Annotated in this window: 15 protein-coding genes; 10 read left to right on the top strand and 5 right to left on the bottom strand. The window is 71.1% G+C overall.

Annotated features, from left to right (window positions below; genetic code table 11):
* Window positions 1-69: 69 nt before the first annotated feature.
* Both ACVHNB_RS34005 and ACVHNB_RS34000 read right to left on the bottom strand, forming a co-directional pair.
* Window positions 70-1644, bottom strand: a complete 1575-nt coding sequence (locus ACVHNB_RS34005) for an NADH-ubiquinone oxidoreductase-F iron-sulfur binding region domain-containing protein (protein WP_428954738.1) — start codon at window positions 1642-1644, stop codon at window positions 70-72.
* Window positions 1641-2786, bottom strand: a complete 1146-nt coding sequence (locus ACVHNB_RS34000) for a cytochrome b/b6 domain-containing protein (protein ID WP_456226646.1) — start codon at window positions 2784-2786, stop codon at window positions 1641-1643. Before ACVHNB_RS34000 ends, ACVHNB_RS34005 begins: the two co-directional genes overlap by 4 nt.
* Before the next feature lie 514 nt (window positions 2787-3300).
* Here ACVHNB_RS34000 and leuS point away from each other — a divergent pair.
* The 8 genes from leuS to holA all read left to right on the top strand — a co-directional run bounded on the left by leuS (window position 3301) and on the right by holA (window position 14433).
* Window positions 3301-6219 carry a leucine--tRNA ligase gene (gene leuS / locus ACVHNB_RS33995; RefSeq protein WP_456226645.1) on the top strand — a complete coding sequence of 973 codons (2919 nt, stop codon included), beginning with the start codon at window positions 3301-3303 and terminating at the stop codon, window positions 6217-6219.
* A 119-nt stretch (window positions 6220-6338) separates the two neighbouring features.
* The gene (locus ACVHNB_RS33990) at window positions 6339-7034 is read left to right on the top strand and encodes a hypothetical protein (RefSeq protein WP_456226644.1); all 696 of its coding nucleotides are present in this window, start codon (window positions 6339-6341) and stop codon (window positions 7032-7034) included.
* Window positions 7035-7118: 84 nt separating this feature from the next.
* Window positions 7119-7967, top strand: coding sequence for a DegV family protein (locus ACVHNB_RS33985; protein WP_428954742.1), 849 nt, complete (start codon window positions 7119-7121; stop codon window positions 7965-7967).
* Between the two features lie 176 nt (window positions 7968-8143).
* Window positions 8144-9145, top strand: a complete 1002-nt coding sequence (locus ACVHNB_RS33980; protein ID WP_456226643.1) for a helix-hairpin-helix domain-containing protein — start codon at window positions 8144-8146, stop codon at window positions 9143-9145.
* Complete coding sequence (locus ACVHNB_RS33975; protein ID WP_456226642.1) at window positions 9142-11841, top strand: ComEC/Rec2 family competence protein; 2700 nt, start codon at window positions 9142-9144, stop codon at window positions 11839-11841. The genes ACVHNB_RS33980 and ACVHNB_RS33975 overlap by 4 nt, the downstream gene beginning before the upstream one ends.
* A 308-nt stretch (window positions 11842-12149) precedes the next feature.
* Window positions 12150-13031, top strand: coding sequence for a YceI family protein (locus ACVHNB_RS33970; RefSeq protein WP_456226641.1), 882 nt, complete (start codon window positions 12150-12152; stop codon window positions 13029-13031).
* Between the two features lie 109 nt (window positions 13032-13140).
* Complete coding sequence (locus ACVHNB_RS33965; protein ID WP_428954745.1) at window positions 13141-13386, top strand: hypothetical protein; 246 nt, start codon at window positions 13141-13143, stop codon at window positions 13384-13386.
* A gap of 57 nt (window positions 13387-13443) precedes the next feature.
* The gene (holA, locus tag ACVHNB_RS33960) at window positions 13444-14433 is read left to right on the top strand and encodes a DNA polymerase III subunit delta (protein ID WP_428954746.1); all 990 of its coding nucleotides are present in this window, start codon (window positions 13444-13446) and stop codon (window positions 14431-14433) included.
* A 281-nt stretch (window positions 14434-14714) separates the two neighbouring features.
* On the opposite strand, the gene rpsT is transcribed toward holA, so the two are convergent.
* Complete coding sequence (rpsT, locus tag ACVHNB_RS33955) at window positions 14715-14981, bottom strand: 30S ribosomal protein S20 (RefSeq protein ID WP_404210778.1); 267 nt, start codon at window positions 14979-14981, stop codon at window positions 14715-14717.
* Between the two features lie 236 nt (window positions 14982-15217).
* On the opposite strand from rpsT, the gene lepA reads away from it, so the two are divergent.
* Both lepA and ACVHNB_RS33945 read left to right on the top strand, forming a co-directional pair.
* The gene (gene lepA, locus ACVHNB_RS33950) at window positions 15218-17089 is read left to right on the top strand and encodes a translation elongation factor 4 (protein WP_428954747.1); all 1872 of its coding nucleotides are present in this window, start codon (window positions 15218-15220) and stop codon (window positions 17087-17089) included.
* A 218-nt stretch (window positions 17090-17307) separates the two neighbouring features.
* The gene (locus ACVHNB_RS33945; RefSeq protein ID WP_456226640.1) at window positions 17308-19197 is read left to right on the top strand and encodes an AMP-dependent synthetase/ligase; all 1890 of its coding nucleotides are present in this window, start codon (window positions 17308-17310) and stop codon (window positions 19195-19197) included.
* A gap of 22 nt (window positions 19198-19219) precedes the next feature.
* Here the strand turns inward: ACVHNB_RS33945 and ACVHNB_RS33940 are convergent, their stop codons facing one another.
* Together ACVHNB_RS33940 and ACVHNB_RS33935 are read right to left on the bottom strand one after the other, a co-directional pair.
* Window positions 19220-19798: a response regulator gene (locus ACVHNB_RS33940; RefSeq protein ID WP_428954749.1), complete on the bottom strand. Its 579-nt coding sequence runs from the start codon at window positions 19796-19798 to the stop codon at window positions 19220-19222.
* A gap of 12 nt (window positions 19799-19810) precedes the next feature.
* Window positions 19811-23974, bottom strand: a complete 4164-nt coding sequence (locus ACVHNB_RS33935; RefSeq protein ID WP_428954750.1) for a HAMP domain-containing protein — start codon at window positions 23972-23974, stop codon at window positions 19811-19813.
* Window positions 23975-24138: the final 164 nt, after the last annotated feature.

The raw sequence follows: 24138 nt of genomic DNA, 5'->3' as shown, positions 1-24138 counted from the left end.
GCTTTCGTGTGTCCCCTCCCTTGCTGCCCTTGTTGCCCTTGCCTCGCTTGCCGCCCGTGTCTCCGGCGCCTACTTGCGCGCCCGGCTGCGGCCCGGCGGCAGCGCGGGCGGGAGTGCCGGCCGGGGCGGCAGCGCGGCCGCGTCCTCCTCGACGCGCAGGGCCAGCGCGGGGCAGCGCCGCACGGCGCGTACGGCGTTGGCCTCCGAGTAGCGCGGCACCACCGCGTCCGCGACCGCCGGGAAGCCGTCCGGGCCCAGCTGGATCAGCTCCGGCACGATGTCCGCGCACAGGCCGTGGCCCCGGCACAGCGTCCAGTCGACGGCGAGCCGCTTGCCGCTGGGCGCCGTGCTCGCCGGCGCCTCCGTGTGCAGCGGCAGCACCCCGCGCACCGGTCGGCCGCAGCCGGCGCCCAGCACGTGTGCCGCCAGATCGTCGGTGAACGCCGAGACCGTCGACTCGATGAACGCCGCGGAACCGTCGGGGTGCTTGCACGCCCCGCGCCGCTTCACCGCGCGGGTGACCTGGCGCAACGCCTCCAGGGCGGTGGGCCCGCCACCGTTCAGGACGTCCTCCAGGCCGCGCGCCGCCGCCGGCAGGCCCAGATAGCAGGGCCCGCACTGGCCCGCGCTCTCCGAGGCCAGCCACTGCGCCACCTTCAGGGCTTCGCCGAGCGGGCAGGTGTCCGGGCCGATCGGCAGGATCGCCCCCGCGCCCAGAGCGCCCCCGCACGCCTCCAGGGACGCACGGGAGACGATCGCGTCCTGCGCGCCGACCCCGTCCAGCCACTTCCCGTGATAGCCGCCCGTGAGGACCCCCTGGGGGAGCGGGGGAGCGCCCGCCAGCTGGAGGACGTAGCGCAACGGGACGCCGGAGGGCACCTCCAGGACCATGGGGCGGGCGACGGCGCCGGAGAGCGTCAGCAGGACGGTGCCGGGCTCGTCGTGCAGGCCGGTGCGGCAGTACCGCTCAGGGCCCGTGCGAGCGGCGACGGCGAGCTGGGCGAAGGTCTCCGCGTTCGACAGGAGCGTGGGGGCGCCGCCCACCCCGGAGTCCGAGGCACGCACCTTGCGGCCCGGCGGCATCGGCGGACCGCCGTCCGCCGAGCGGATCAGCGCGGAGGACTCGCCGGTCACCATCCGCACCGGGTTGCGCTGCACGCGCGCGCGAAGCGGGGAATTGCGCCGGTTCGACAGACCGCGCTCGGCGAGGGCCGCCTGCATCGACGCCTCCGTGGAGTCACGGGTCACACCCACGACGAGCGTGCGCGCGCCGATCGCCTCGGCGACCAGCAGGGCGCCGTCCAGGATCAGGTGGGGGGCCCGGTTGATGAGGACGGTGTCCTTGCGGCAGGCGGGCTCGTCCTCGCTGCCGTTGACGACGACCACGGGGCGTACACCGCGCCGGATCGCCGACTCGGCGACCGCGCGCAGCTTCTTGGCGAAGGGGAAACCCGCGCCGCCCCGGCCGCGCAGCGACACCGCCTGGGCCAGCTGCGCGAGCGACTCGCCCGCCATGGGTTCCAGCGGGCCGTGCACCTTGAGATGCATGTCGAGGTCGAGCCGCTCCACGAGGTCGAACCCCGACGTGAGCTGAGGAAGTCCGACGACGCGGACTTCGGGGACGTCGGGCAGCGCCGTGTTCACTGCGTGCCTCCGTAGGGCGTGGTCCAGGGCTCACCCGACGAGGGGGCCTGGAAAGGGCCGGGGAGCGGTTCGGTGGGTGGCTCGTTGTCAGCGAACGTGCCGTCGTACTTGTCTCCGTATGGCCTCTCCCCGTACGGCTTCTCTCCGTACGGCTTCTCTCCGTACGAGGAGTTGCTGCTCTCGTATGTGGCGTCGTACGAGGGGACGCCTCCGTAAGGCGTGTCGTACGTGGGGTCGTACGCGGAAGGCGGCGCCTCGGCCGGGGGCGGGGGCGACGGAGCGGGCCAGCGCTGGGTGGGTGCGGGTTCGAGGGGCGCGGCGTAGGTGGGCTCTACATAGGTGGCCTGCAGCGGCTCCGTGTGCGAGAGCGAAGACGTCGGTGCCTCTCTGCGCGGAGTCGCGGAGACGGCACGGTAGGCGGCCGCGAAGCCGACGCCGGCCGGTGCGGGCGCCGGGCGGGCCGGGGCCTCGGTGGCGGGCAGCGGCTGTGCGGCCACGTCGCGTGTCATGCCGCGGTCCGCGTCCCGTGCCGCGTCACGCGCGGTGCGCGGCCCCGGATCCAGGAAGGCGAGAATGCGGGCCGCCACCTTGCGCTTGACCGAGCGGGGCGCCGCCCGCAGGCCCACCGCGCCGGCGACCGCGAGCAGGCACAGGCAGTACAGGACCACCACGTACGTCTTCGGTGGCCGCCCCGCATACAGGCCGTGCATCAGGGCCATGCACCACGCCGGATAGGCGAGCATGTGGGTCGCGCGCCAGCGCGCGGCGAGTCGTGCGGGGGAGGCCATCGAGCTGCGCAGCGCGCCGGTGACGCCTGTGGTCACCATGAGCAGCCCGGCGAGCACTCCGATGCCGATCAGCCCGCTGCTGCCCGTGACGCCCGCCCCGAAGGGGACCAGCGCCCCGATGAGGGTCACATGGGCCAGCGCCACCTTCACGCTGACGTGCAGCAGCAGGAAGCCCAGCGAGGCGACCGCGGTGGCCCGGTGGACGCCCTGGGCGAGCAGTCGCTGCCGGGAGGTCAGGAACAGCCGGTCCGAGGCGACCAGGCCCCATACGACGGACGCCGTGAGGGAGACCAGGGACAGCACGCCCGTGGTGAAGTCGAGCGCCGCCCGGAAGGCGTCGCTCCCTGTGACCACGACCACAGGGATGAGCAGAAGGACCGCCGCGCACAACACCCCCGTTGTCGCGCGGCGGCTGCTACCAGTAGTGCGTGAACTCCGCTGTGTGAAAAGGGAGTTCAGGCTGTGAGGGGTTCGAGGGTTCATGGGGGCGACTCCGAATGGTTCGGCACAGTGGACCCACAGCCCGCACTCTAGGTCGATGAATACCAGCCAGTACGAGGTTTGAGTTATCTCGCCGTTATCTAGAGGAAGCCCGGTATTTGTGTTGCCCCGATAGCGGCCGGTACGCGGAGTAACCCTTGGCCCTGGGTGGGGCGCGTGGAAGCCCGTCGCGGCCCGCGCGGGGCCTGCGGTACCCTGACGCCATGCGTGCCGTACGCCTTCTGCTTAGCGAGCCGCGCTGATCAGTCCCGACCCGCCCCCCAGGGCGTGAGGTCGGAATCGGCGCGGCGTCCCCTCCTGTGCGAGGGGCTTTTTCATTTCCCAGGCACAGGCCGCGGCAGAGACGATCGATGGAGCTTTGAGGATCATGAGCGAGACGAATACCGCCGCCCCTTCCGAGGCGGCGGTCGCGCCGCACCGCTACACGGCGGCCATGGCCGCCGACATCGAGGCACGCTGGCAGGACTTCTGGGACGCCGACGGCACGTACGAGGCGCCCAACCCGACGGGCGACCTGGCCGGTGACTCCGAGGAAGCCAGGGCGATCGCCGCCCGCCCCAAGAAGTTCATCATGGACATGTTCCCGTACCCCTCGGGTGCGGGCCTGCACGTCGGCCACCCGCTGGGCTACATCGCCACGGACGTCTACGCCCGCTTCCAGCGCATGACCGGGCACAACGTGCTGCACACCCTGGGCTTCGACGCGTTCGGCCTGCCGGCCGAGCAGTACGCCGTGCAGACGGGCACCCACCCGCGCACGTCGACCGAGGCCAACATGGAGAACATGAAGGCGCAGCTGCGCGGCCTGGGCCTGGGCCACGACAAGCGCCGGTCGTTCGCCACGATCGACCCGGAGTACTACAAGTGGACGCAGTGGATCTTCCTGCAGATCTTCAACTCCTGGTACGACGACGACCTGAAGAAGGCCCGTCCGATCGCCGACCTGGTCAAGCAGTTCGAGACCGGCGAGCGCGCCGTTGAGGACGGCCGCGCCTGGACCGAGCTGACCCAGGTCGAGCGGGCCGACGTCCTGAGCGCGTACCGCCTGGCGTACGCCTCCGACGCGCCCGTGAACTGGGCGCCCGGCCTGGGCACCGTCCTGGCCAACGAGGAGGTCACCGCCGACGGCCGCTCCGAGCGCGGCAACTTCCCCGTCTTCAAGGCGAAGCTGCGCCAGTGGAACATGCGCATCACCGCCTACGCGGACCGCCTGCTGGACGACCTGGACGGCCTGGACTGGCCCGAGGCGATCAAGCTGCAGCAGCGCAACTGGATCGGCCGCTCCGAGGGCGCCCGGATCGACTTCGCGGTCCCGGCCGGCTCCGGTTCCGGCGAGGAGGCGATCACCGTCTTCTCGACCCGCCAGGACACCCTGTTCGGCGCCACCTACATGGTGCTGGCGCCCGAGCACGACCTGGTGGAGAAGATCGTCCCGGCCGCCTGGCCCGAGGGCACCCACGAGGTGTGGACGGGCGGTCACGCGACGCCCGCCGAGGCCGTCGCCGCGTACCGCAAGCAGGCCGCCTCGAAGTCCGACGTCGAGCGCCAGGCCGAGGCCAAGGACAAGACCGGCGTCTTCACCGGCGCGTACGCGATCAACCCGGTCAGCGGCGACCAGGTCCCCGTCTTCATCGCCGACTACGTGCTGATGGGCTACGGCACCGGCGCGATCATGGCCGTCCCGGCGCACGACGCCCGTGACTTCGCCTTCGCGCGCGCCTTCGAGCTGCCGATGCGCTGCGTCGTCGAGCCGTCGGACGACCGCGGCACCGACCCGGCCGCGTGGGACGACGCGTTCGTCGCGTACGAGGCGAAGCTGGTCAACTCCGCGAGCGACGAGATCAGCCTGGACGGCCTCGGCGTCGCCGACGCCAAGGCCCGGATGACCGAGTGGCTGGCCCGCAAGGGCATCGGCCACGGCACCGTGAACTTCCGGCTGCGCGACTGGCTGTTCAGCCGCCAGCGCTACTGGGGCGAGCCCTTCCCGATCGTCTACGACGAGGACGGCGTCGCGCATGCGCTGCCCGAGTCGATGCTGCCGCTGGAGCTGCCCGAGGTCGAGGACTACAGCCCGCGCACGTTCGACCCGGACGACGCCGACACGCAGCCCGAGACGCCGCTGTCGCGCAACGAGGAGTGGGTCCACGTCACGCTGGACCTGGGCGACGGCCCCAAGAAGTACCGCCGCGAGACCAACACCATGCCCAACTGGGCGGGTTCGTGCTGGTACGAGCTGCGCTACCTGGACCCGCACAACAGCGACAAGCTGGTCGACCCGCAGATCGAGCAGTACTGGATGGGCCCCCGCGAGGGCATGCCCACCGGCGGTGTCGACCTGTACGTGGGCGGTGCCGAGCACGCCGTGCTGCACCTGCTGTACGCCCGCTTCTGGTCGAAGGTGCTGTTCGACCTGGGCCACGTCTCCTCGGCCGAGCCGTTCCACAAGCTGTTCAACCAGGGCATGATCCAGGCCTACGTCTACCGGGACGCGCGCGGTATCGCCGTACCGGCCGCCGAGGTGGAGGAGCGCGACGGCGCGTACTACTACCAGGGCGAGAAGGTCAGCCGCCTGCTGGGCAAGATGGGCAAGTCCCTGAAGAACGCGGTCACGCCGGACGAGATCTGCGCCGAGTACGGCGCGGACACGCTGCGCCTGTACGAGATGGCGATGGGGCCGCTGGACGTGTCGCGGCCGTGGGACACGCGCGCGGTGGTCGGCCAGTTCCGCCTGCTGCAGCGGCTGTGGCGCAACATCGTCGACGAGGCGACCGGCGAGGTCACCGTCGTGGACGTGCCCGAGGCGGACATCGACGTGGCCACGCTGCGCGCCCTGCACAAGGCGATCGACGGCGTGCGCGGCGACCTGGACGGCATGCGCTTCAACACCGCCATCGCCAAGGTCACCGAGCTGAACAACCACCTGGTCAAGTCCTACGCGGGCGGCGCGCTGCCGCGGTCCGTCGCCGAGAGCCTGGTGCTGCTGGTCGCGCCGCTGGCCCCGCACGTCGCCGAGGAGCTGTGGCGCAAGCTGGGCCACACCGACTCCGTCGTCCACCGGGACTTCCCCGTCGCCGACCCCGAGTACGTCGTCGACGAGTCCGTGACCTGCGTCGTGCAGATCAAGGGCAAGGTCAAGGCCCGCCTGGAGGTCGCCCCGTCGATCTCGGACGAGGAACTGGAGAAGGTCGCCCTGGCCGACGAGAAGGTCATCGCGGCGCTGGACGGCGCCGGCATCCGCAAGGTGATCGTGCGGGCGCCGAAGCTGGTGAACATCGTGCCCGCGTAGGCACTCAGGGTTGTTCCCTACGGGCAGGTTGGGGGTTCTGATGGAACCCCTGGCCTGCCCGCTCCGTTTACGGTGGAGAGGCGGGACAACGGGGTGGACGGACGAATCGGAGGAGCGCCGTGGAAGCTGTGCTGGTGATCGTGGCGCTGATCTTCATCGCGTTTCTCGCGCTCGGCGCGTACGCGACGGTGAAGGCGGTCGGCGCCGCCAAGCGCGGGGTGGACCGCACGGTCGCGCAGGCCCGGCGCACCGTGGAGGACACCACGCTGCGGGCCAGGACCTTCGCCCAGCCCGGGGCGGCGAGCGAGCTGGCGCAGCTGCGTCTGAAGCTGCGCACCTCCATGCGGGCCACCCAGGACTCGCTGCACGCGCGCGTGGCCGAGGACACCACGCTCAAGGAGTCTCTCGGCCTTTTCCAGCGCCTGAGCGCGCACGGGCATGAGCTGGACGCCGAGCTCAAGCGCCTGGAGAGCGAGCCCGACAAGGCCCACGTCAGGCGCCTGCTGCCGGATCTGAGGGCACGCACGGAGCAGATCACGGCGTCCGCCGACGCGCTGCGGCACGCGGCCCGGGACCGGGCCAGCCGCTTCGCGGGCGACGACCTGGACGCGCTCAGCGCGCAGATCGACCTGGAGGCCGGGGCGCTGCGGCACTGGACGACGGAGGACGGCACGCGGACCGCTCCGCAGGCAGCTCCACGAGCCGCCGAGGACACCGGTATGGTTCAGGAGCCCACACGGCAGGCGATCACTCCGCCAGGTGTGCGGCCGGTGTATCCGTGGCAGAAGAAACCCCGTCCCGAGAGCACGACTTGATCCCTGGCCGACGGACACCGGTCGGCGGCCGGCCGACGGGGGCCGGGCTGCCACCGACGGGCCCCTGCGGGTAATCTCCGGTGCATGTCCCGCCATGTCGCGATCGTCACCGATTCAACGGCCTACCTGCCGCAGCGGACGATGGAGCGCCACAGCATCACGGCGGTGCCGCTGACCGTGGTCCTGGGCGATCGGGCGCTCGAGGAGGGTACGGAGATCTCCGCCCGCTCGGTCGCCGAGGCGCTGCAGAAGCGCCGCTCGGTGACGACGTCGAGACCGAGCCCGGAGCTGTTCGCCGAGACCTACCGCAAGGTCGCCGAGTCCGGCGCCACCGGCATCGTCTCGCTGCATCTGTCCGCCGAGTTCTCCGGGACGTACGACGCCGCGGTCATGGCCGCGCGGCAGGCCCCGGTCCCGGTGCGCGTCGTGGACACCGGGATGGTGGCCATGGCCCTCGGGTTCTGCGCGCTCGCCGCGGCGGAGGCCGCCGACGCCGGCGGCACCGTCGACGAGGCGGTCACGGCGGCGGAGAAGCGGGCCGCGGGCACCTCCGCCTTTTTCTACGTCGACACGCTGGACTACCTGCGCCGCGGCGGCCGGATCGGCGCCGCGCAGGCGCTGCTCGGCTCCGCGCTCGCCGTCAAGCCGCTGCTGCAGCTCGACGGCGGCCGCATCGAACTCCTGGAAAAGGTCCGCACCGCGTCGAAGGCGATCGGGCGGCTGCAGGAGATCGTCGCGGAGCGCGCGGGCAGCGGCCAGGTCGACATCGCCGTGCACCACCTGGCGGCGCCGGAGCGGGCGGATGCGCTCGCCGACTGGCTGCGCGAACATGTGCCGGGGCTGGGGGAGCTGCATGTCAGCGAGGTCGGGGCAGTGATCGGCGCGCACGCCGGGCCCGGACTGCTGGGCGCGGTGGTGTCACCGCGGGCGTAGGGCGGCTCGGGAGGGCCGAAGCCGGGTCTGCGCCGGTGGGCCCGGTGGATTCTTTCGGTGGTTTTCCGCCCTCTTATCGCTGGTGTGGGTGCCGCAGTTATCCACAACTGCTGGGTTCTCCCCGGGAATTGACCAAGATCCACTGATTCGTCGCGGGCTGTCTACCGTCCCGTGACATGGAACTTCGATCACTGTCCCGGACAGCACAGATCACCAGCGGGCCCGGGCGCGGCCCCGCATCCGACAGCCGCGCCCGGCGACGGCACGTCGTCCGGCGCCGGGCGCGCCGCAGGCACATTGCTGAGGAGCGGACACGGCTGCGGGCGCAGGCGCTCTTCGCGCCGCCGCAACCGCACGAGCAGCCGCGGTACCAGGAGCCGGAGTCGGCGCCGGTGGACGGTGGCTCGGCGCGGGACCCGGTGCCGCGCGTCCCCGATCCGTCCCCCGCGCGCGAGCCCGAGCCGGTTCAGGAACCGTCGCCGCCGTGGCGGGAGCGGGCCGCGCTCGCCGTGCGCGACCGGCTGCCGCTGTGGGTGCAGACGCGGTGCGGGATCGAGCGGCGCGGCGCGCTGGCGCTGGTCGTCGTGCTCGGGGTGGTGGCGCTCTTCGCGGTGCAGCACTTCTGGTCGGCGCGGACCCAGCCGGTGCGGGCGCCGCAGACGGTGCGCGCCGTGGCGCCGGAGGCGGTGGAGCCGCCCAACGTTCCGGCATCCTCGACCGCGCCGGGGCCGGCGGTGTCAGCCGGTGCGGGGATCGTCGTCGACGTCAGCGGAAAGGTGCGCAGGCCGGGCGTGCTTCGGCTGCCCGCCGGGGCCCGGGTGGCGGACGCGTTGCGGGCGGCCGGCGGGGTCCGCCCCGGTACGGACACCGAAGGGCTCAACAGGGCACGGCTCCTGACGGACGGTGAGCAGGTCCTGGTCGGCGCGTCCGCGGCCCCGGCTGCCGCGGCGCCGGGTGGTCCTGCCGGAGCCGCTCCCGCGCCCGCGGGACCGATCGGCCTCAACACGGCCACGGTGGAACAGCTCGACACGCTGCCCGGCGTCGGTCCGGTGCTGGCCCAGCACATCATCGACTACCGCACGGAGCACGGAGGATTCCGCTCCATCGACGAACTGCGCGAGGTCAACGGGATCGGGGACCGCCGGTTCGAGGATCTGCAGAATCTCGTACGGCCATGAGCGGCGCCCGCGCCGAGCCCCGGCACCCCGCTCCGTCGGCCCCGACCGGCCGGCTCGGCGAGGCGAACCCGCGGCGGGAGGGCCCGGCGGACCTGAGACTCGTGCCGCCCGCGCTCGCCACGTGGGCGACAGCGGCGGTGCTGCTGACGGCTCCGGGGCACTGGGCCGCGGTCGTGGCGGCGGTGTGCGCGGTGGCCGGGGCGGCGCTTCTGGTGGCGGGGCGTGCGGGGAGTCCAGGGCGTGCGGGAAGCCCGGGGCGGCGGTCGGGCGGGGCACGGCGGTGTGCGCGCGGGGCGACCGAGGCGCCGCGCCCTCCGACGCCCGGCACCCCGCTGGCACCGGCACCAGCACCGGCACCAGCACCGACACCGGCACCAGAACCACCGCCGACGTCAGATGCCCCGCCCGCTGAGGCGCCCGCGCCTCACCTCGCCCGTTCCTGGCGGAGCCCGTCCGTCGCTGTGCTCCTGCTCTGCGTGGCTGCGGCCGCGGGCACGGCGGGGGTCCATGGGGCCGATTCGCGCAGAGGGCCCGTGCCCGCACTGGCTGTTCAACACGCTCGGGTGGAGGCCGAGTTGGAGGTCACCTCCGATCCGCGGGTCACCAGGCCCCGGGTCACGGGGGACCACGCGGCACCGACCGCCGTGCTCGTCGAGGCGGACCTGGTGCGGGTGACGGCTCCCGACGGCTCGGTGTCACGGACGCGTACGCCGGTCCTGGTCATCGCCGAGGCGCGCGGCGGCCGCTGGCTGTCCTTGCTGCCGACCACCCGGTTGTCGGTCCGGGGCGGACTCGCACCGCCGCTGACCGACAGCGACCGGATCGCGGCGGTGCTGCGCGTCGGGCAGGGCGAGCGGCCGAACATGGTGCACGGGCCGAGCGGGCCGCAACGCCTGGCCGGCTCACTGCGGGCAGGACTGCGCGAGGCGACGGACGGTCTGCCGGGGGACGCGCGGGCGCTGCTGCCGGGCCTCGTCGTGGGCGACACGGCACGCGTCACACCGGAACTGCACGCGGCGTTCGAGGAGACGGACCTGCTCCATCTCATGGCGGTCAGCGGGGCCAACTTCACCATCCTGCTGGCCCTGTTGATCGGCCCGCCCGGCACCGCGCACCGGGTGGAGCGACGGGGGCTCGCACCCCGCGTCGGCCTGCCGCTCAGGGCGACGGCACTGCTGGGCGGGGCGGTCACGCTCGGGTTCGTCGTGGTGTGCCGGCCCGAGCCGAGCGTCCTGCGGGCGGCGTCGTGCGGCCTGATCACACTGCTCGCCATCGCCACCGGGCGCCGCAGATCCCTGCTCCCGGCGCTGGCCACGGCGGTGCTGCTGCTCGTCCTCTACGACCCTTGGCTGGCGCGGAGTTACGGATTCCTGCTGTCGGTGCTCGCCACCGGGGCCCTCCTGACCTTGGCCCCGCGGTGGAGCGCGGCGCTGCGCCGGCGCGGGGTTCCGGCGCGGCTCGCCGAGGCGCTGGCGGCCGCCGCGGCGGCACAGGCCGTGTGTGCGCCCGTCGTCGCCGTCCTGGCGGCGCGGGTGAGCCTGGTGGCGGTGCCGTGCAATCTGCTCGCGGAGTTCGCCGTGGCGCCCGCGACGGTGCTCGGGTTCGCCGTTCTGGTGACGGCGCCGGTGGCGATGCCGGTGGCCGAGTTCCTGGCCCGGTGCGCGGGCTGGCCCTCGGGATGGATCGCGGACATCGCACGAACCGGGGCCGCACTGCCGGGCAGCGGAGTGGACTGGCCCGGCGGCTGGCGCGGCGGGGCCCTGCTGGCGGCGGGCACGGTGGTGGCCGTGGTGGTGGGGCGAAGGGTGCTCAAGTCCCCCTGGGCCGCCGCGGCATGTGTGCTGGTGCTGCTCCTGGTGGTGGTGCGGCCGCCGCCGCTCGGCCGGTTCGTCACGGGCTGGCCGCCGCCGGGGTGGCGGCTGGTCATGTGCGACGTGGGGCAGGGCGACGCGCTGGTGCTCGCGGCGGGGGCCGGGACGGGCGTGGTGGTGGACGCCGGACCCGATCCGCTGCTCGTCGACCGGTGCCTGAGCTCGCTGGGCATCACCAGGGTGCCGCTGGTCCTGCTCACGCACTTCCACGCGGACCATGTGGCGGGCCTCGCGGGGGTGTTGCGCGGGCGTTCCGTCGGGGTGATCGAGACGACGGGGTTCCAGGAGCCGGTGGGCCAGGCGGCGTTCGTGCGACGGCTCGCCGCGGAGCGCGGTGTCCCGGTGGTGCGGGCGGTGACGGGGGAGCGGCGCAGGACCGGGCCGCTCGACTGGCAGGTGCTGTGGCCGGCGCGGCCGGTCCTCACCCCCGACGGTCCGAACGACGCGAGCGTCACGCTGCTCGTGCGCACCGCGGGGCTGACCATGCTGCTGCTCGGCGATCTCGAACCGGCCGCGCAGCGGGCCCTGTTGAGAACCGCCGACGGAGCCCGGCTGCCCCCGGTCGACGTGCTCAAGGTCGCCCATCACGGGTCGGCCTACCAGGATCCGGAGCTGCTGCGCCGGGTCGCGCCCCGGCTCGCGCTGGTCTCGTGCGGGGTCGACAACCCGTACGGGCACCCGGCGCCGCGCACGGTGGCGGCGTTGCGGGCCCGGGGCGCGTCGGTGCTGCGGACGGACCGGGACGGGGCGATCGCGGTCGTGGGTCGCGACGAGAGCGGCGGGGGCGGCGGGGGCGGGCTGGAGGTGGCGCATCTCGGACCCTGAAAGCTGTGCGTGAAGGCTGTGCGTGAAAGCTGCTGTGCCAGAAGGCCGGCGGGACGGATGGGCGAGGCGGGGCCCGGTCGTATCGGCGGAGGAGTGTCGGGCTCATTGCTACCCGTGAGTAGAAATGCCGCTGAGCTGGCGAAACGGTCATCGGAGGGGTGAATCAGGGGCACTCGGGGGCAGCTGTGTCCCTTCCCCTCGATTCCCGTGATGTGGGCCCGTGTTGCCTCGAAAGCCGCAACGGTGGTCGAATACTTCTTCGTTCAAGAGGCAACGATCGTGTCAAGGCGCACTGGGGTGGAGAGGTCATGTTCGGCCGCTGGCTGGGAAACCGTACGAACCAGACTCAACGGACAAGCCCTCTGGTGGCGGTGACGGTGCCGCCCCGTGCGGGGGTGCTCAGCTGCCGCGTCCTGGACCCCGTGAACGAGCCGGTGCGGGACGCCGAGTTCGCGGTGAGCGACGTCATGGGGCGCAAGATCGTCAGCGGCGGCGCCGATCCGTTCGGCTCGTTCGTGGCGACCGTGCCCGCCGGTGAGTACCGGATGGCCGTCTCGGCGGAGGGGTACGCCCCGTTCCGCGGCAGCGCCACGGTCACGGAGAACGGCCACGCCGCGCTCGGCGACGTCATGCTCCAGGTCGCCGCGCCGCCGCAGCTGCCCGAGCCGGGCGACTGGGAGATCGAGCCGACGCACTCCTCGATCGCGTTCACGGCCCGGCACATCGGGCTCGCCCGGATCCACGGCCGGTTCAACACCTTCGCGGGCGCGCTGCGCGTCGCCGACCGCATCGAGCAGTCCGCGATGCATGTGGTCATCGACGCCTCGTCCATCGACACGAACGTGAAGATGCGCGACGACCATCTCAGGTCGGCCGACTTCCTCGACGTCGACCGGTTCCCGACCCTGGAGTTCTACGGCGACCGTTTCACGCACAAGGGCGGCAGCCGCTGGGGCATCACCGGTGCGCTCTCCCTGCACGGCGTGACCCGCACGATCACCCTCGACGCCGAGTACCTGGGCCTGGGCAACGGCATGGAGGGCGAGACCCGCGCGGCCTGCCGCGCCACCGCCGAGCTGCACCGCGACGACTTCACCGTCAGCTGGCAGACCATGCTCGCGAAGGGCATCGCCGTCGTCGGCTCCAGCGTCCGGATCGACCTCGACGTGCAGATCGTGCCCAAGAGCTGAACCGCCCAGGGGCCGAACCGTTCCCAGGGACTGGACCAGCCAGGGGCTGAACCGGGCCCGGGCACGAGCCGCGTGCGGCCGCGGTCGGCGCGTGCCGGAAGATGGTGGCGTGAGCGATGTGAGACACGTACTGGTGCTGCCCGACCGCGATGCCGCGGAGGAGGCCGCGGAGGCGCTCGGGGAGCGCTTCGGCGTGACCGAGGAACCCCAGCTCGTCCGGGACGCGCTGGCCGGCGAGGACGACGCCGAGGACGCGCAGTGGCTGGTGGTCGTCGAGGATCCGCAGAGCCGGCTCGACCCCGAAGAGCTGGACGAGTTCGCGGCCGGCTGGGACGGCTGGCGCGAGGAGCAGTAGCCGGGCGGGACGTCGGCCCGGCCGGGTTGTCAGTGCCCCGTGGGATGCTTGACCGCGATGGCCAGGAAGACTGCAAACGACGATCCCCTCGCCCCGCTCACCCTCGCGGTGGGCCAGGAGGACCTGCTGCTCGACCGCGCGGTGCAGCAGGTGGTGGCGGCCGCCCGCGCCGCCGACGCGGACACCGACGTGCGCGACCTCAGCCCCGACCAGCTGCAGCCGGGCACGCTCGCCGAGCTGACGAGCCCGTCGCTGTTCGCCGAGCGCAAGGTCGTCGTCGTACGCAATGCGCAGGACCTGTCGGCGGACACCGTCAAGGACGTGAAGGCGTATCTCGGCTCGCCCGTCGAGGAGATCACCCTGGTGCTGCTGCACGCCGGGGGCGCCAAGGGCAAGGGGCTGCTCGACGCCGCGCGCAAGGCCGGGGCCCGGGAGGTCGCCTGCCCGAAGATGACCAAGCCCGCGGACCGGCTGTCGTTCGTCCGCGGTGAGTTCCGGACGCTCGGGCGGTCCGCGACCCCCGAGGCGTGCCAGGCCCTCGTCGACGCCATCGGCAGTGACCTGCGGGAGCTCGCCTCGGCCGTGACCCAGCTCGCCTCCGACATCGAGGGCACGATCGACGAGGCCGTCGTCGGGCGGTACTACACGGGACGGGCCGAGGCATCCAGCTTCACGGTGGCCGACCGGGCCGTGGAGGGGCGGGCCGCCGAGGCGCTCGAGGCCCTCCGGTGGTCCCTCTCGACGGGCGTCGCGCCGGTGCTGATCACCAGCGCCCTGGCGCAGGGCGTGCGGGCCATCGGGAAGCTGTCGTCCGCGCGCGGGGGGCGGCCCGCGGACCTCGCCCGGGAGCTGGGCATGCCGCCGTGGAAGATCGACCGGGTGCGACAGCAGATGCGGGGCTGGACCCCCGACGGGGTCGCCGTGGCGCTGCGGGCGGTCGCCGAGGCCGACGCCGGAGTGAAGGGCGGCGGGGACGACCCGGAGTACGCGCTGGAGAAGGCCGTGGTGACGATCGCGCGGGCCGCGCGATCGCGCGGCCGGGGCTAGGGCCCGTCCGGCGGATCCCGTCGCGGGCGCGGGTCCGGACGCGGGTCCGGCCCGGACACCCCTTTCCGGTGACATGCCGAATTTTCGGTGACATGCCGAAGCCCCGCCCTGAGGAACAGAGCGGGGCTTCGGATCACGCATGTGGTGAGCCCACACCCGCGTGGCGAACGCAGTCGCGTGCGGGCTCGGGGTGCCGGTCGGGGGCGGATGAGAGAGGGCCCGCCCGGGTCCTTCCGGCGTCAGATCAGAGATCCCGGACGACGAGGTCCGGGAAGAAGGGTTCAGCCCTTGAGGGCGGCGACCTTGGAAGCAAGCGCCGACTTCTTGTTGGCGGCCTGGTTCTTGTGGATGACACCCTTCGAGACAGCCTTGTCGAGCTGACGCGCGGCAGCGCGCTGGTACTCGGTGGCCTTCTCGATGTCACCCGCGGCAGCGGCCTCACGGGCCTTGCGGACCGCGGTCTTCAGGGAGGACTTGACCGACTTGTTGCGCAGTCGAGCCTTCTCGTTGGTCTTGATCCGCTTGATCTGGGACTTGATGTTCGCCACGAAATGAGCCTTTGCAGGTTCAGGCACGGGGCCGGTGACGGTCCCGTACCGATGGTTTTCACTGAGTGCGTGCCTCGTGCTGAGAGGGCATGAGACACAGCTGCCCACGGTACCAGCCGTACTCCCACCGGCCCAAACCGGTCCCAGTACCGCGGCCGTGGGACCATGGAAGCTACGTATCGATCCCAACCGAGGCCGACCTGAGGCATACGGCGCCTCAAGAGACAGGACCCTGCGTGCCCGCGACCCCTAAGAATGTGCCCGAGCCGAGCCGTACCGACCCGGCTCTGATCCGCAATTTCTGCATCATCGCGCACATCGACCACGGCAAGTCCACGCTCGCCGACCGCATGCTCCAGCTGACCGGTGTGGTCGAGCAGCGGCAGATGCGTGCTCAGTACCTCGACCGGATGGACATCGAGCGCGAGCGCGGCATCACGATCAAGTCCCAGGCGGTGCGGCTGCCCTGGGCCCCCACGGAGGGGCCCGACCAGGGCAGTACCCACATCCTCAACATGATCGACACCCCGGGCCACGTGGACTTCACATACGAGGTCTCGCGTTCTCTCGCCGCCTGCGAGGGCACGGTCCTGCTCGTCGACGCCGCCCAGGGCATCGAGGCCCAGACCCTCGCCAACCTGTACCTGGCGATGGAGAACGACCTCAAGATCATCCCGGTACTGAACAAGATCGACCTGCCGGCCGCCCAGCCCGAGAAGTTCTCCGAGGAGCTGGCGAACCTCATCGGCTGCGACCCCGACGACGTCCTCAAGGTCTCCGCGAAGACCGGCATGGGCGTCGACGCGCTGCTCGACAAGGTCGTCGCCGAGATCCCCGCGCCGGTCGGCGTCGCCGACGCCCCCGCCCGCGCGATGATCTTCGACTCGGTCTACGACTCGTACCGCGGCGTCGTCACGTACGTCCGTGTCGTCGACGGCCAGCTCAACAAGCGTGAGCGGATCCGGATGATGTCCACCGGCGCCACCCACGAGCTCCTGGAGATCGGCACCAACTCGCCCGAGATGCTGCCGGCCGACGGCCTCGGCGTCGGCGAGGTGGGCTATCTGATCACCGGCGTGAAGGACGTCCGCCAGTCCAAGGTCGGTGACACGATCACCAGCCTGAACAAGGGCGCCACGGAGGCGCTCGGCGGCTACAAGGACCCGAAGCCGATGGTCTTCTCCGGTCTGTATCCGCTCGACGGCTCCGACTACCCGGAGCTGCGCGACGCCCTCGACAAGCTCCAGCTCAACGACGCCGCGCTGGTGTACGAGCCGGAGACCTCGGCCGCCCTCGGCTTCGGCTTCCGCGTCGGCTTCCTGGGCCTGCTGCACCTCGACGTGATCCGCGAGCGGCTCGAGCGCGAGTTCGGGCTCGACCTGATCGCCACCGCTCCGAACGTGGTCTATCGCGTCGTCATGGAGGACGGCAGCGAGCACACGGTCACCAACCCGAGCGAGTTCCCGGAAGGGAAGATCGGCGAGGTCTACGAGCCCGTCGTGCGCGCCACGATCCTCGCGCCCAGCGAGTTCATCGGCGCGATCATGGAGCTGTGCCAGACCCGGCGCGGCGTGCTGCTCGGCATGGACTACCTCTCCGAGGACCGCGTCGAGATCCGCTACACGCTGCCCCTGGCCGAGATCGTCTTCGACTTCTTCGACCAGCTGAAGTCCAAGACCCGCGGCTACGCCTCGCTGGACTACGAGCCCACGGGCGAGCAGACCTCCAGCCTGGTCAAGGTCGACATCCTGCTGCACGGCGACAAGGTGGACGCCTTCTCGGCGATCACGCACAAGGACGCGGCCTACGCGTACGGCGTGCGGCTCGTCGCCAAGCTGCGCGAGCTCATCCCGCGGCAGGCCTTCGAGGTGCCGATCCAGGCCGCGATCGGCTCCCGGGTCATCGCCCGCGAGACCATCCGCGCCATCCGCAAGGACGTACTCGCCAAGTGCTACGGCGGTGACATCTCCCGTAAGCGGAAGCTGCTGGAGAAGCAGAAGGAGGGCAAGAAGCGGATGAAGATGGTCGGCTCCGTCGAGGTGCCGCAGGAAGCCTTCATCGCGGTTCTGTCCAGCGACGACGGCGGCGGTTCCAAGGGTAAGAAGTAGGACCCAGGCCGAATCGAGCGGTGGGCCCGGCACGCACAGGCGTGACGGGCCCACCGCTTTTGTGTGGGCCCTGTGTGGGCAGAGGCTGTAGGGGCGCCAGGGCGGAAGTCGAGTGCCGGAGCCTCTTACGCGCTGGGCATGTGCCCTTTACCCTGATCACTGCTCGATGGTTACTCGCCAGTTAAACAAGCCGCACCGTCGCGGGCCCGGAGGACGTCGTGAGCGACACACAGACCCTTATCGAGAACCGGCCGCCGTCCGTGGCGTCTCTCTTCCTGGAGCGCGTGGCGGCCACACCGGATATCGAGGCCTACCGCTATCCGGTACCGGCCCCCGCCGGTACGGGACCGGACGACTGGAAGTCCCTGAGCTGGGCGCAGGCCGCGCAGCGGGTCTATGCCGTCGCCGCCGGGCTCGTCGAGCTGGGGGTGCAGCCGCAGGAGCGGGTGGCGCTCGCCTCCTCGACGCGGGTCGAGTGGATCCTCGCCGACCTCGGCATCATGTGTGCGGGCGCGGCGACGACCACCGTCTACCCGCAGACCAACGCCGAGGAGTCGGCGTTCATCCTCGCCGACTCCGGGTCGAAGGTGCTGATCGCGGAGGACGCCGCGCAGCTCGCCAAGGCGCGCGAGCGGCGGGCCGAGCTGCCCGAGCTGGCCCACGTCGTGGTGATCGACGCGACCGGGGTCGAGCCCGACGCCGCCGACCCCGACGGCTGGCTGCTCACCCTGGAGGACCTGGAGGCGCGCGGCGCCGCCCACCTGGAGAAGAACCCGGACGTCGTCACGGAGCGCGTCGGGGCGATCCGCAAGGAGCAGCTCGCCACCCTCATCTACACGTCCGGGACGACCGGGCGGCCCAAGGGCGTCCGGCTGCCGCACGACAACTGGTCGTACCTGGCGAAGGCCATGGCCGCGACCGGACTCCTCGGCCCGGACGACGTGCAGTACCTGTGGCTGCCGCTCGCGCACGTCTTCGGCAAGGTGCTCATCAGCGGCCAGATCGAGGTCGGGCACGTGACGGCCGTCGACGGACGCGTCGACAAGATCATCGAGAATCTGCCGGTCGTGCAGCCGACGTACATGGCGGCCGTGCCGCGCATCTTCGAGAAGGTCTACAACGGGGTCGCGGCCAAGGCGCGGGCCGGCGGCGCCGCCAAGTACAAGATCTTCCAGTGGGCGGCCGGGGTCGCCCGCGAGTACGCCAAGGTCAGCCAGGACAACTTCCGGCGCACGGGTGTCGCCTCGGTGCCGTTCAAGCTCGCCTCGAAGCACAAGGCCGCCGACCGTCTCGTCTACGGCAAGCTGCGCGAGGCCTTCGGCGGGCGGCTGCGGGCGTGCGTCTCCGGGTCCGCGGCGCTCGCCCCGGACATCGGCTACTTCTTCGCCGGCGCGGGCGTGCACATCCTGGAGGGCTACGGGCTGACCGAGTCGTCCGCCGCGTCCTTCGTCAACCCCGGTGAGGCGTACCGCACCGGAACCGTCGGCAAGCCGCTGCCCGGCACCGAGGTGCGGATCGCGGACGACGGCGAGATCCTGCTGCGCGGCCCCGGCATCATGGAGGGCTACCACGGGCTGCCCGAGAAGACCGCCGAGGTGCTGGAGTCCGACGGCTGGTTCCACACCGGCGACATCGGCGAGCTGTCCGTCGACGGCTACCTGCGGATCACCGACCGCAAGAAGGACCTCATCAAGACGTCGGGCGGCAAGTACATCGCCCCTGCCGAGGTCGAGGGCCAGTTCAAGGCCGTGTGCCCGTACGTGTCCAACATCCTGGTGCACGGCGCCGACCGGAACTTCTGCACCGCGCTCATCGCGCTCGACGAGCCGGCCATCCTGGAGTGGGCCAAGGAGAACGGCCTCGAGGGCAGGTCCTACGCCGATGTCGTGGCCGCGCCCGCGACCGTGCAGCTGGTCGACGGCTATGTGCAGGAGCTGAACCAGGGTCTCCAGAAGTGGCAGACCATCAAGAAGTTCAAGCTCCTGCCGCGGGACCTCGACATCGAGCACGGCGAGCTGACGCCGAGCCTGAAGCTGAAGCGGCCCGTCGTCGAGCGGGAGTACAAGGCGCTGCTCGACGAGATGTACGCCGGGACGCGCGAGGGCTAGCAGCAGGGCGGGGCGCCCCGGTTCAGGGGCGCCTCATCGTGCGCAGCGTCTCCTCCATCCGCGTGAGGTGGTGCCGCAGTTCCCGTACGTCGGGTTCGGCGCTCTGCGCCAACTGGTGCTCGATCGAGGTCATCCGGGACGCCAGTGCGTCGAACTGCCGCTGCTCACGCGCCAGCAGACGTTCCAGCTGCTGGGTCTTGCGGTGCAGATCCAGGAAGACCGTGACCTTCGCGCGCAGCACCCAGGGGTCGAAGGGCTTGGTCAAGTAGTCGGCCGCGCCGGTCGCGTAGCCGCGGAAGGCGTATCCGGCGTCGGCGTCCGTGCCGGTGAGGAAGATGATCGGGACGTCCTTCGTCTGGTCGAGACGCTTGATGTTCGTCGCCGTCTCGAAGCCGTCCATGCCCGGCATCCGGATGTCGAGCAGGACGACGGCGAACCGGCGGCGGAGCAGCGCCTTCATCGCCTCCTCGCCCGAACGGGCCCGGACCAGAGGCTCGTTGAGCGACCCGAGGACGGCCTCCAGCGCGACCAGATTGTCCTCCATGTCATCGACCAGGAGAATGCTCGCCCGTTCGTCCGGAGTGATCTCTGCAGTGGTCATGATCACGGTGCCTCACTCGATCGTCGGCGGGGCGACGGGTTCGTTCTTGCTCTCCGGCGCCCCTGATGCGATGGGTTCGTCCGTGGTGCCGTCGACCTCGGGGGCCAGGAGGTCGCACACGACGGTCAGAAGCTGATCGACGTCCACCGGTTTCGGTACGTAGTCGTTGGCACCCTTGGCGATCGACTTCTCCCGGTCGCCGGGCATGGCCTTCGCGGTGAGGGCCACGATCGGCAGCCCGGCCCACCGCGGCGTCCCGCGGATGACGGAGATCGTCTCGTAGCCGTCCATCTCCGGCATCATGATGTCCATCAGGACGAGTTCGATGTCCGGGTTGCGCTCCAGGGTCTCGATGCCCTCCCTGCCGTTCTCCGCGTACAGGACGGGCATGCCCACGCGGCCGAGGACATGGGTGAGCGCGAAGACGTTGCGGATGTCGTCGTCGACGATGAGGACGCGACGGCCCGGCAGCACCTGTCCCGCGATGCCGCCCTTCCACTGCTCCAGCTTCGTCGGCGTCGGCCAGTTGTCCTCCTGCCCGTGGATCGTGTACGCGTCCGCGTTCGTGGAGTCGTCCGGTTGCGCGGGGACGAGCGGCGTCGGAGCGGTGTGCGAGGTGTCGGCCACCGGCTCGTGACCGGGATAGACCACGGGGACGTACAAGGTGAACGTGGAGCCCTCGCCCGGCTCGCTCTCGGCGATGATGCGGCCGCCCAGCAGCCCGGCGATCTCCCGGCTGATGGACAGACCGAGGCCCGTGCCGCCGTACTTGCGGTTGGTGGTGCCGTCGGCCTGCTGGAACGCCTCGAAGATGACCGGGAGCTTGTCGCGGGCGATGCCGATGCCGGTGTCGGAGACGGCGAAGGCGATCAGATCGTCGCTCTCCCGCACGTACTTGTGCTCGGGGTCCTTGACCCGGTTGACCCGCAGTTCCACCTTGCCGTTCGCGGTGAACTTGATCGCGTTCGACAGGAGGTTGCGCAGGATCTGCTGGAGGCGCTGCTCGTCGGAGAACACCTCGCGCGGCACGTCCTCGCCGACCGACACCTCGAAGGCGAGCCCGCGGTCGATGGTGATCGGGCGGAACGTGGCGTGGACGTAGTCGAGGAGCTTGATGAGGGGAAGCTTCTTGGGGCGTACGTCCATGCGCCCGGCCTCGATCTTCGACAGGTCGAGGATGTCGTTGATGAGCTGGAGCAGGTCGGAGCCGGAGCGGTGGATCGTCGAGGCGAACTGGACCTCCTGGTCGTTGAGATGGCCGTCCGGGTTGTCCGAGAGCAGCCGGGCCAGGATGAGCAGGGAGTTGAGCGGGGTGCGCAGCTCGTGCGACATGTTCGCCAGGAACTCCGACTTGTACTGGGAGCTCGTCGCGAGCAGGGCGGCCTTCTCCTCCAGCTCGGCGTTCGAGCGCTGCAACTCGGCCTGCTGGCGCTGGAGTTCGTCGGACCGCTCCTGGAGCTGCGTCGCCAGCCGCTGGGACTCGCCCAGCAGGGACTCCGTACGGGAGTTGGCGATGATGGTGTTGATCGCGACGCCGATCGTGTTCACGAACTGGTCGAAGAAGGCCAGGTGGACGTCGGAGAAGCGGGAGAACGAGGCGAGCTCGATGACACCCAGCAGCTTGTCCTCGAAGAGGATCGGGATGATGACGACCGAGGCCGGGGCTGCCTCGCCCAGGCCGCTGTTGATCTTGATGTAGTCCGGCGGCGCGTCCTCGACCAGGATGCGCTTCTTCTCCAGGGCCGCCTGCCGCACCAGGCCGTGGACCGGCATGCCGCCGGTGTCGACGACCAGGGCCGCGGCCGAGCCGTAGCCCGCGATGTAGGCGAGGCCCTTGGTGGGGATGGCGGTGCGGATCGGGGTGTCGCCCTCGTCGGGCTCGGCGAGGAAGAAGGCGCCGTACTGCGCGTTCACCAGCGGGGTCAGCTCGCGCAGGATCAGGTCCGCGACCTCCATCAGGTCGCGGTGGCCCTGCATCAGGGCCGCCAGTCGCGCCAGGTTCGACTCCAGCCAGTCCTTCGCTCGGGTCGTCTCGCGGAGGTTGGCCACCATCAGGTTGATGTTGTCCTTCAGCTCGGCGACCTCGCCCTGCGTCTCCACGGTGATGGAGCGGGACATGTCGCCCTGGGTCACCGCGGAGGCGACCTCCGCGATGGCACGGACCTGCGTGGTCAGATTCAGCGCCAGTTCGTTCACGTTCGTCGTCAGGCGCTTCCAGGTGCCGTAGACGCCCTCGACCCGCGCCTGGCCGCCGAGCCGGCCCTCGGAGCCGACCTCGCGGGCCACACGCGTGACCTCGGAGGAGAAGGAGGACAGCGTGTCCACCATCGTGTTGATCGTCGTCTTCAGTTCGAGGATCTCGCCGCGCGCGTCGACGTCGATCTTCTTGGAGAGGTCGCCCTGGGCCACCGCGGTGGCGACCTGCGCGATGTTGCGTACTTGGGAGGTCAGGTTGTCCGCCATGTAGTTGACGTTGTCGGTCAGGTCCTTCCAGACGCCCGACACGCCGTGCACGGTTGCACGCCCGCCGAGGCGGCCGTCGGTGCCGACCTCGCGGGCCACGCGGGTCACCTCGTCGGCGAAGCCGCGCAGCTGCTCCACCATCGTGTTGACGGTGTCCTTCAGCTCCAGGATCTCGCCGCGCGCGTCGACCGAGATCTTCTTCGACAGGTCGCCCTGGGCCACGGCGGTGGTGACCTGGGCGATGTTGCGGACCTGGGAGGTCAGGTTCGACGCCATGAAGTTGACGTTGTCGGTCAGGTCCTTCCAGACGCCCGACACGCCGCGGACCTGGGCCTGACCGCCCAGGTTGCCTTCCGTGCCCACCTCGCGGGCCACACGCGTGACCTCGTCGGCGAACGCGGAGAGCTGGTCGACCATCGTGTTGATCGTCGACTTGAGTTCGAGGATCTCGCCCTTCGCCTCGACCGTGATCTTCTTGCCGAGGTCGCCCTGCGCCACGGCCGTGGAGACGAGCGCGATGTTGCGGACCTGCGACGTCAGGTTGTCGGCCATGAAGTTGACGTTGTCGGTGAGGTCCTTCCAGACGCCGGAGACGCCGCGGACCTGGGCGCGGCCGCCGAGTTGGCCCTCGGTGCCGACCTCGCGGGCCACGCGCGTGACCTCGTCGGCGAACGCGGAGAGCTGGTCGACCATCGTGTTGATCGTCGACTTGAGTTCGAGGATCTCGCCCTGCGCGTCGACCGTGATCTTCTGGCTCAGGTCGCCGTTCGCGACGGCGGTGGTGACCTGGGCGATGTTGCGGACCTGGGAGGTCAGGTTCGACGCCATGAAGTTGACGTTGTCGGTGAGGTCCTTCCAGACGCCGGAGACGCCGCGGACCTGGGCGCGGCCGCCCAACTGGCCCTCGGTGCCGACCTCGCGGGCCACACGCGTGACCTCGTCGGCGAACGCGGAGAGCTGGTCGACCATCGTGTTCACGGTCAGCTTCAGTTCGAGCAGCTCACCGGTCGCCTCGATGGTGACCGTACGTGTCAGGTCGCCCCGCGCCACCGCCGTCGTCACGAGCGCGATGTCCCGCACCTGAGCCGTCAGCCGGGACGCCATGGTGTTGACCGCCTCGGTCACGTCCCGCCAGCTCCCGGACAGGCCCTGGGCCTTGGCGCGGCCGCCGAGCCGGCCCTCGGTGCCGACCTCGCGGGCCACCCGGGTCACTTCGCCCGTGAAGAGGGACAGCTGGTCCACCATCTTGTTGACCGCGCGCCCCAACCGCCGTAAATCGCCGCGGAGTTGGCGGTTTCCGTCATGGAGATCGACACGCTGCGTCAGGTCGCCGCCCGCCACCGCGTCGAGCACCCGTGTGGCATTGGCCGCCGGAGCGACCAGGGCCCCGATGATGGTGTTGACGTCGTGGACGCGGGTGGCCCACGCGCCCTGCCCCGGGCTCGCCTCCAGCCGCTCGTCGAGCCGGCCGTGCCGGACTATCTCCCGGCGCACCCGGGTGAGTTCGGCGTTGTAGTGGACGCTGCGGTCTATGAGCTGGTTGTAGACCGCGGCCAGCTCGCCGATCATGCCGTCCCCGCCGTCGGGGAGGCGGGTGAAGTTCCCGTCGCGGGCGGCCGCGATGGCGGCCATCAGGGGGCGGAGGTCGGCCGGGCGGATCACCTCGCCCTCGAAACCGCTTCCCTGCACACGCATAGCACTGTTCTCGCTCATGGCAGCCCACTTCGGTAACTCGGTGCTTATGGGCGTGGTCAGTCTGTCACTCTGTTCATGTCGCCTGAGGCGTCTTTGCCCGAACTGCTCAGGAGCCGAACGTGGGGCCCATTCCGATTCAGCGGGAAACCACCTTCAGCGACGGGAGCGAAGCGGACTCCCCG

The organism is Streptomyces sp. YJ-C3 (assembly GCF_053891275.1).
Note: the sequence above shows the minus strand (reverse complement) of the source record. Positions and strands in the feature narration are given on the sequence as shown.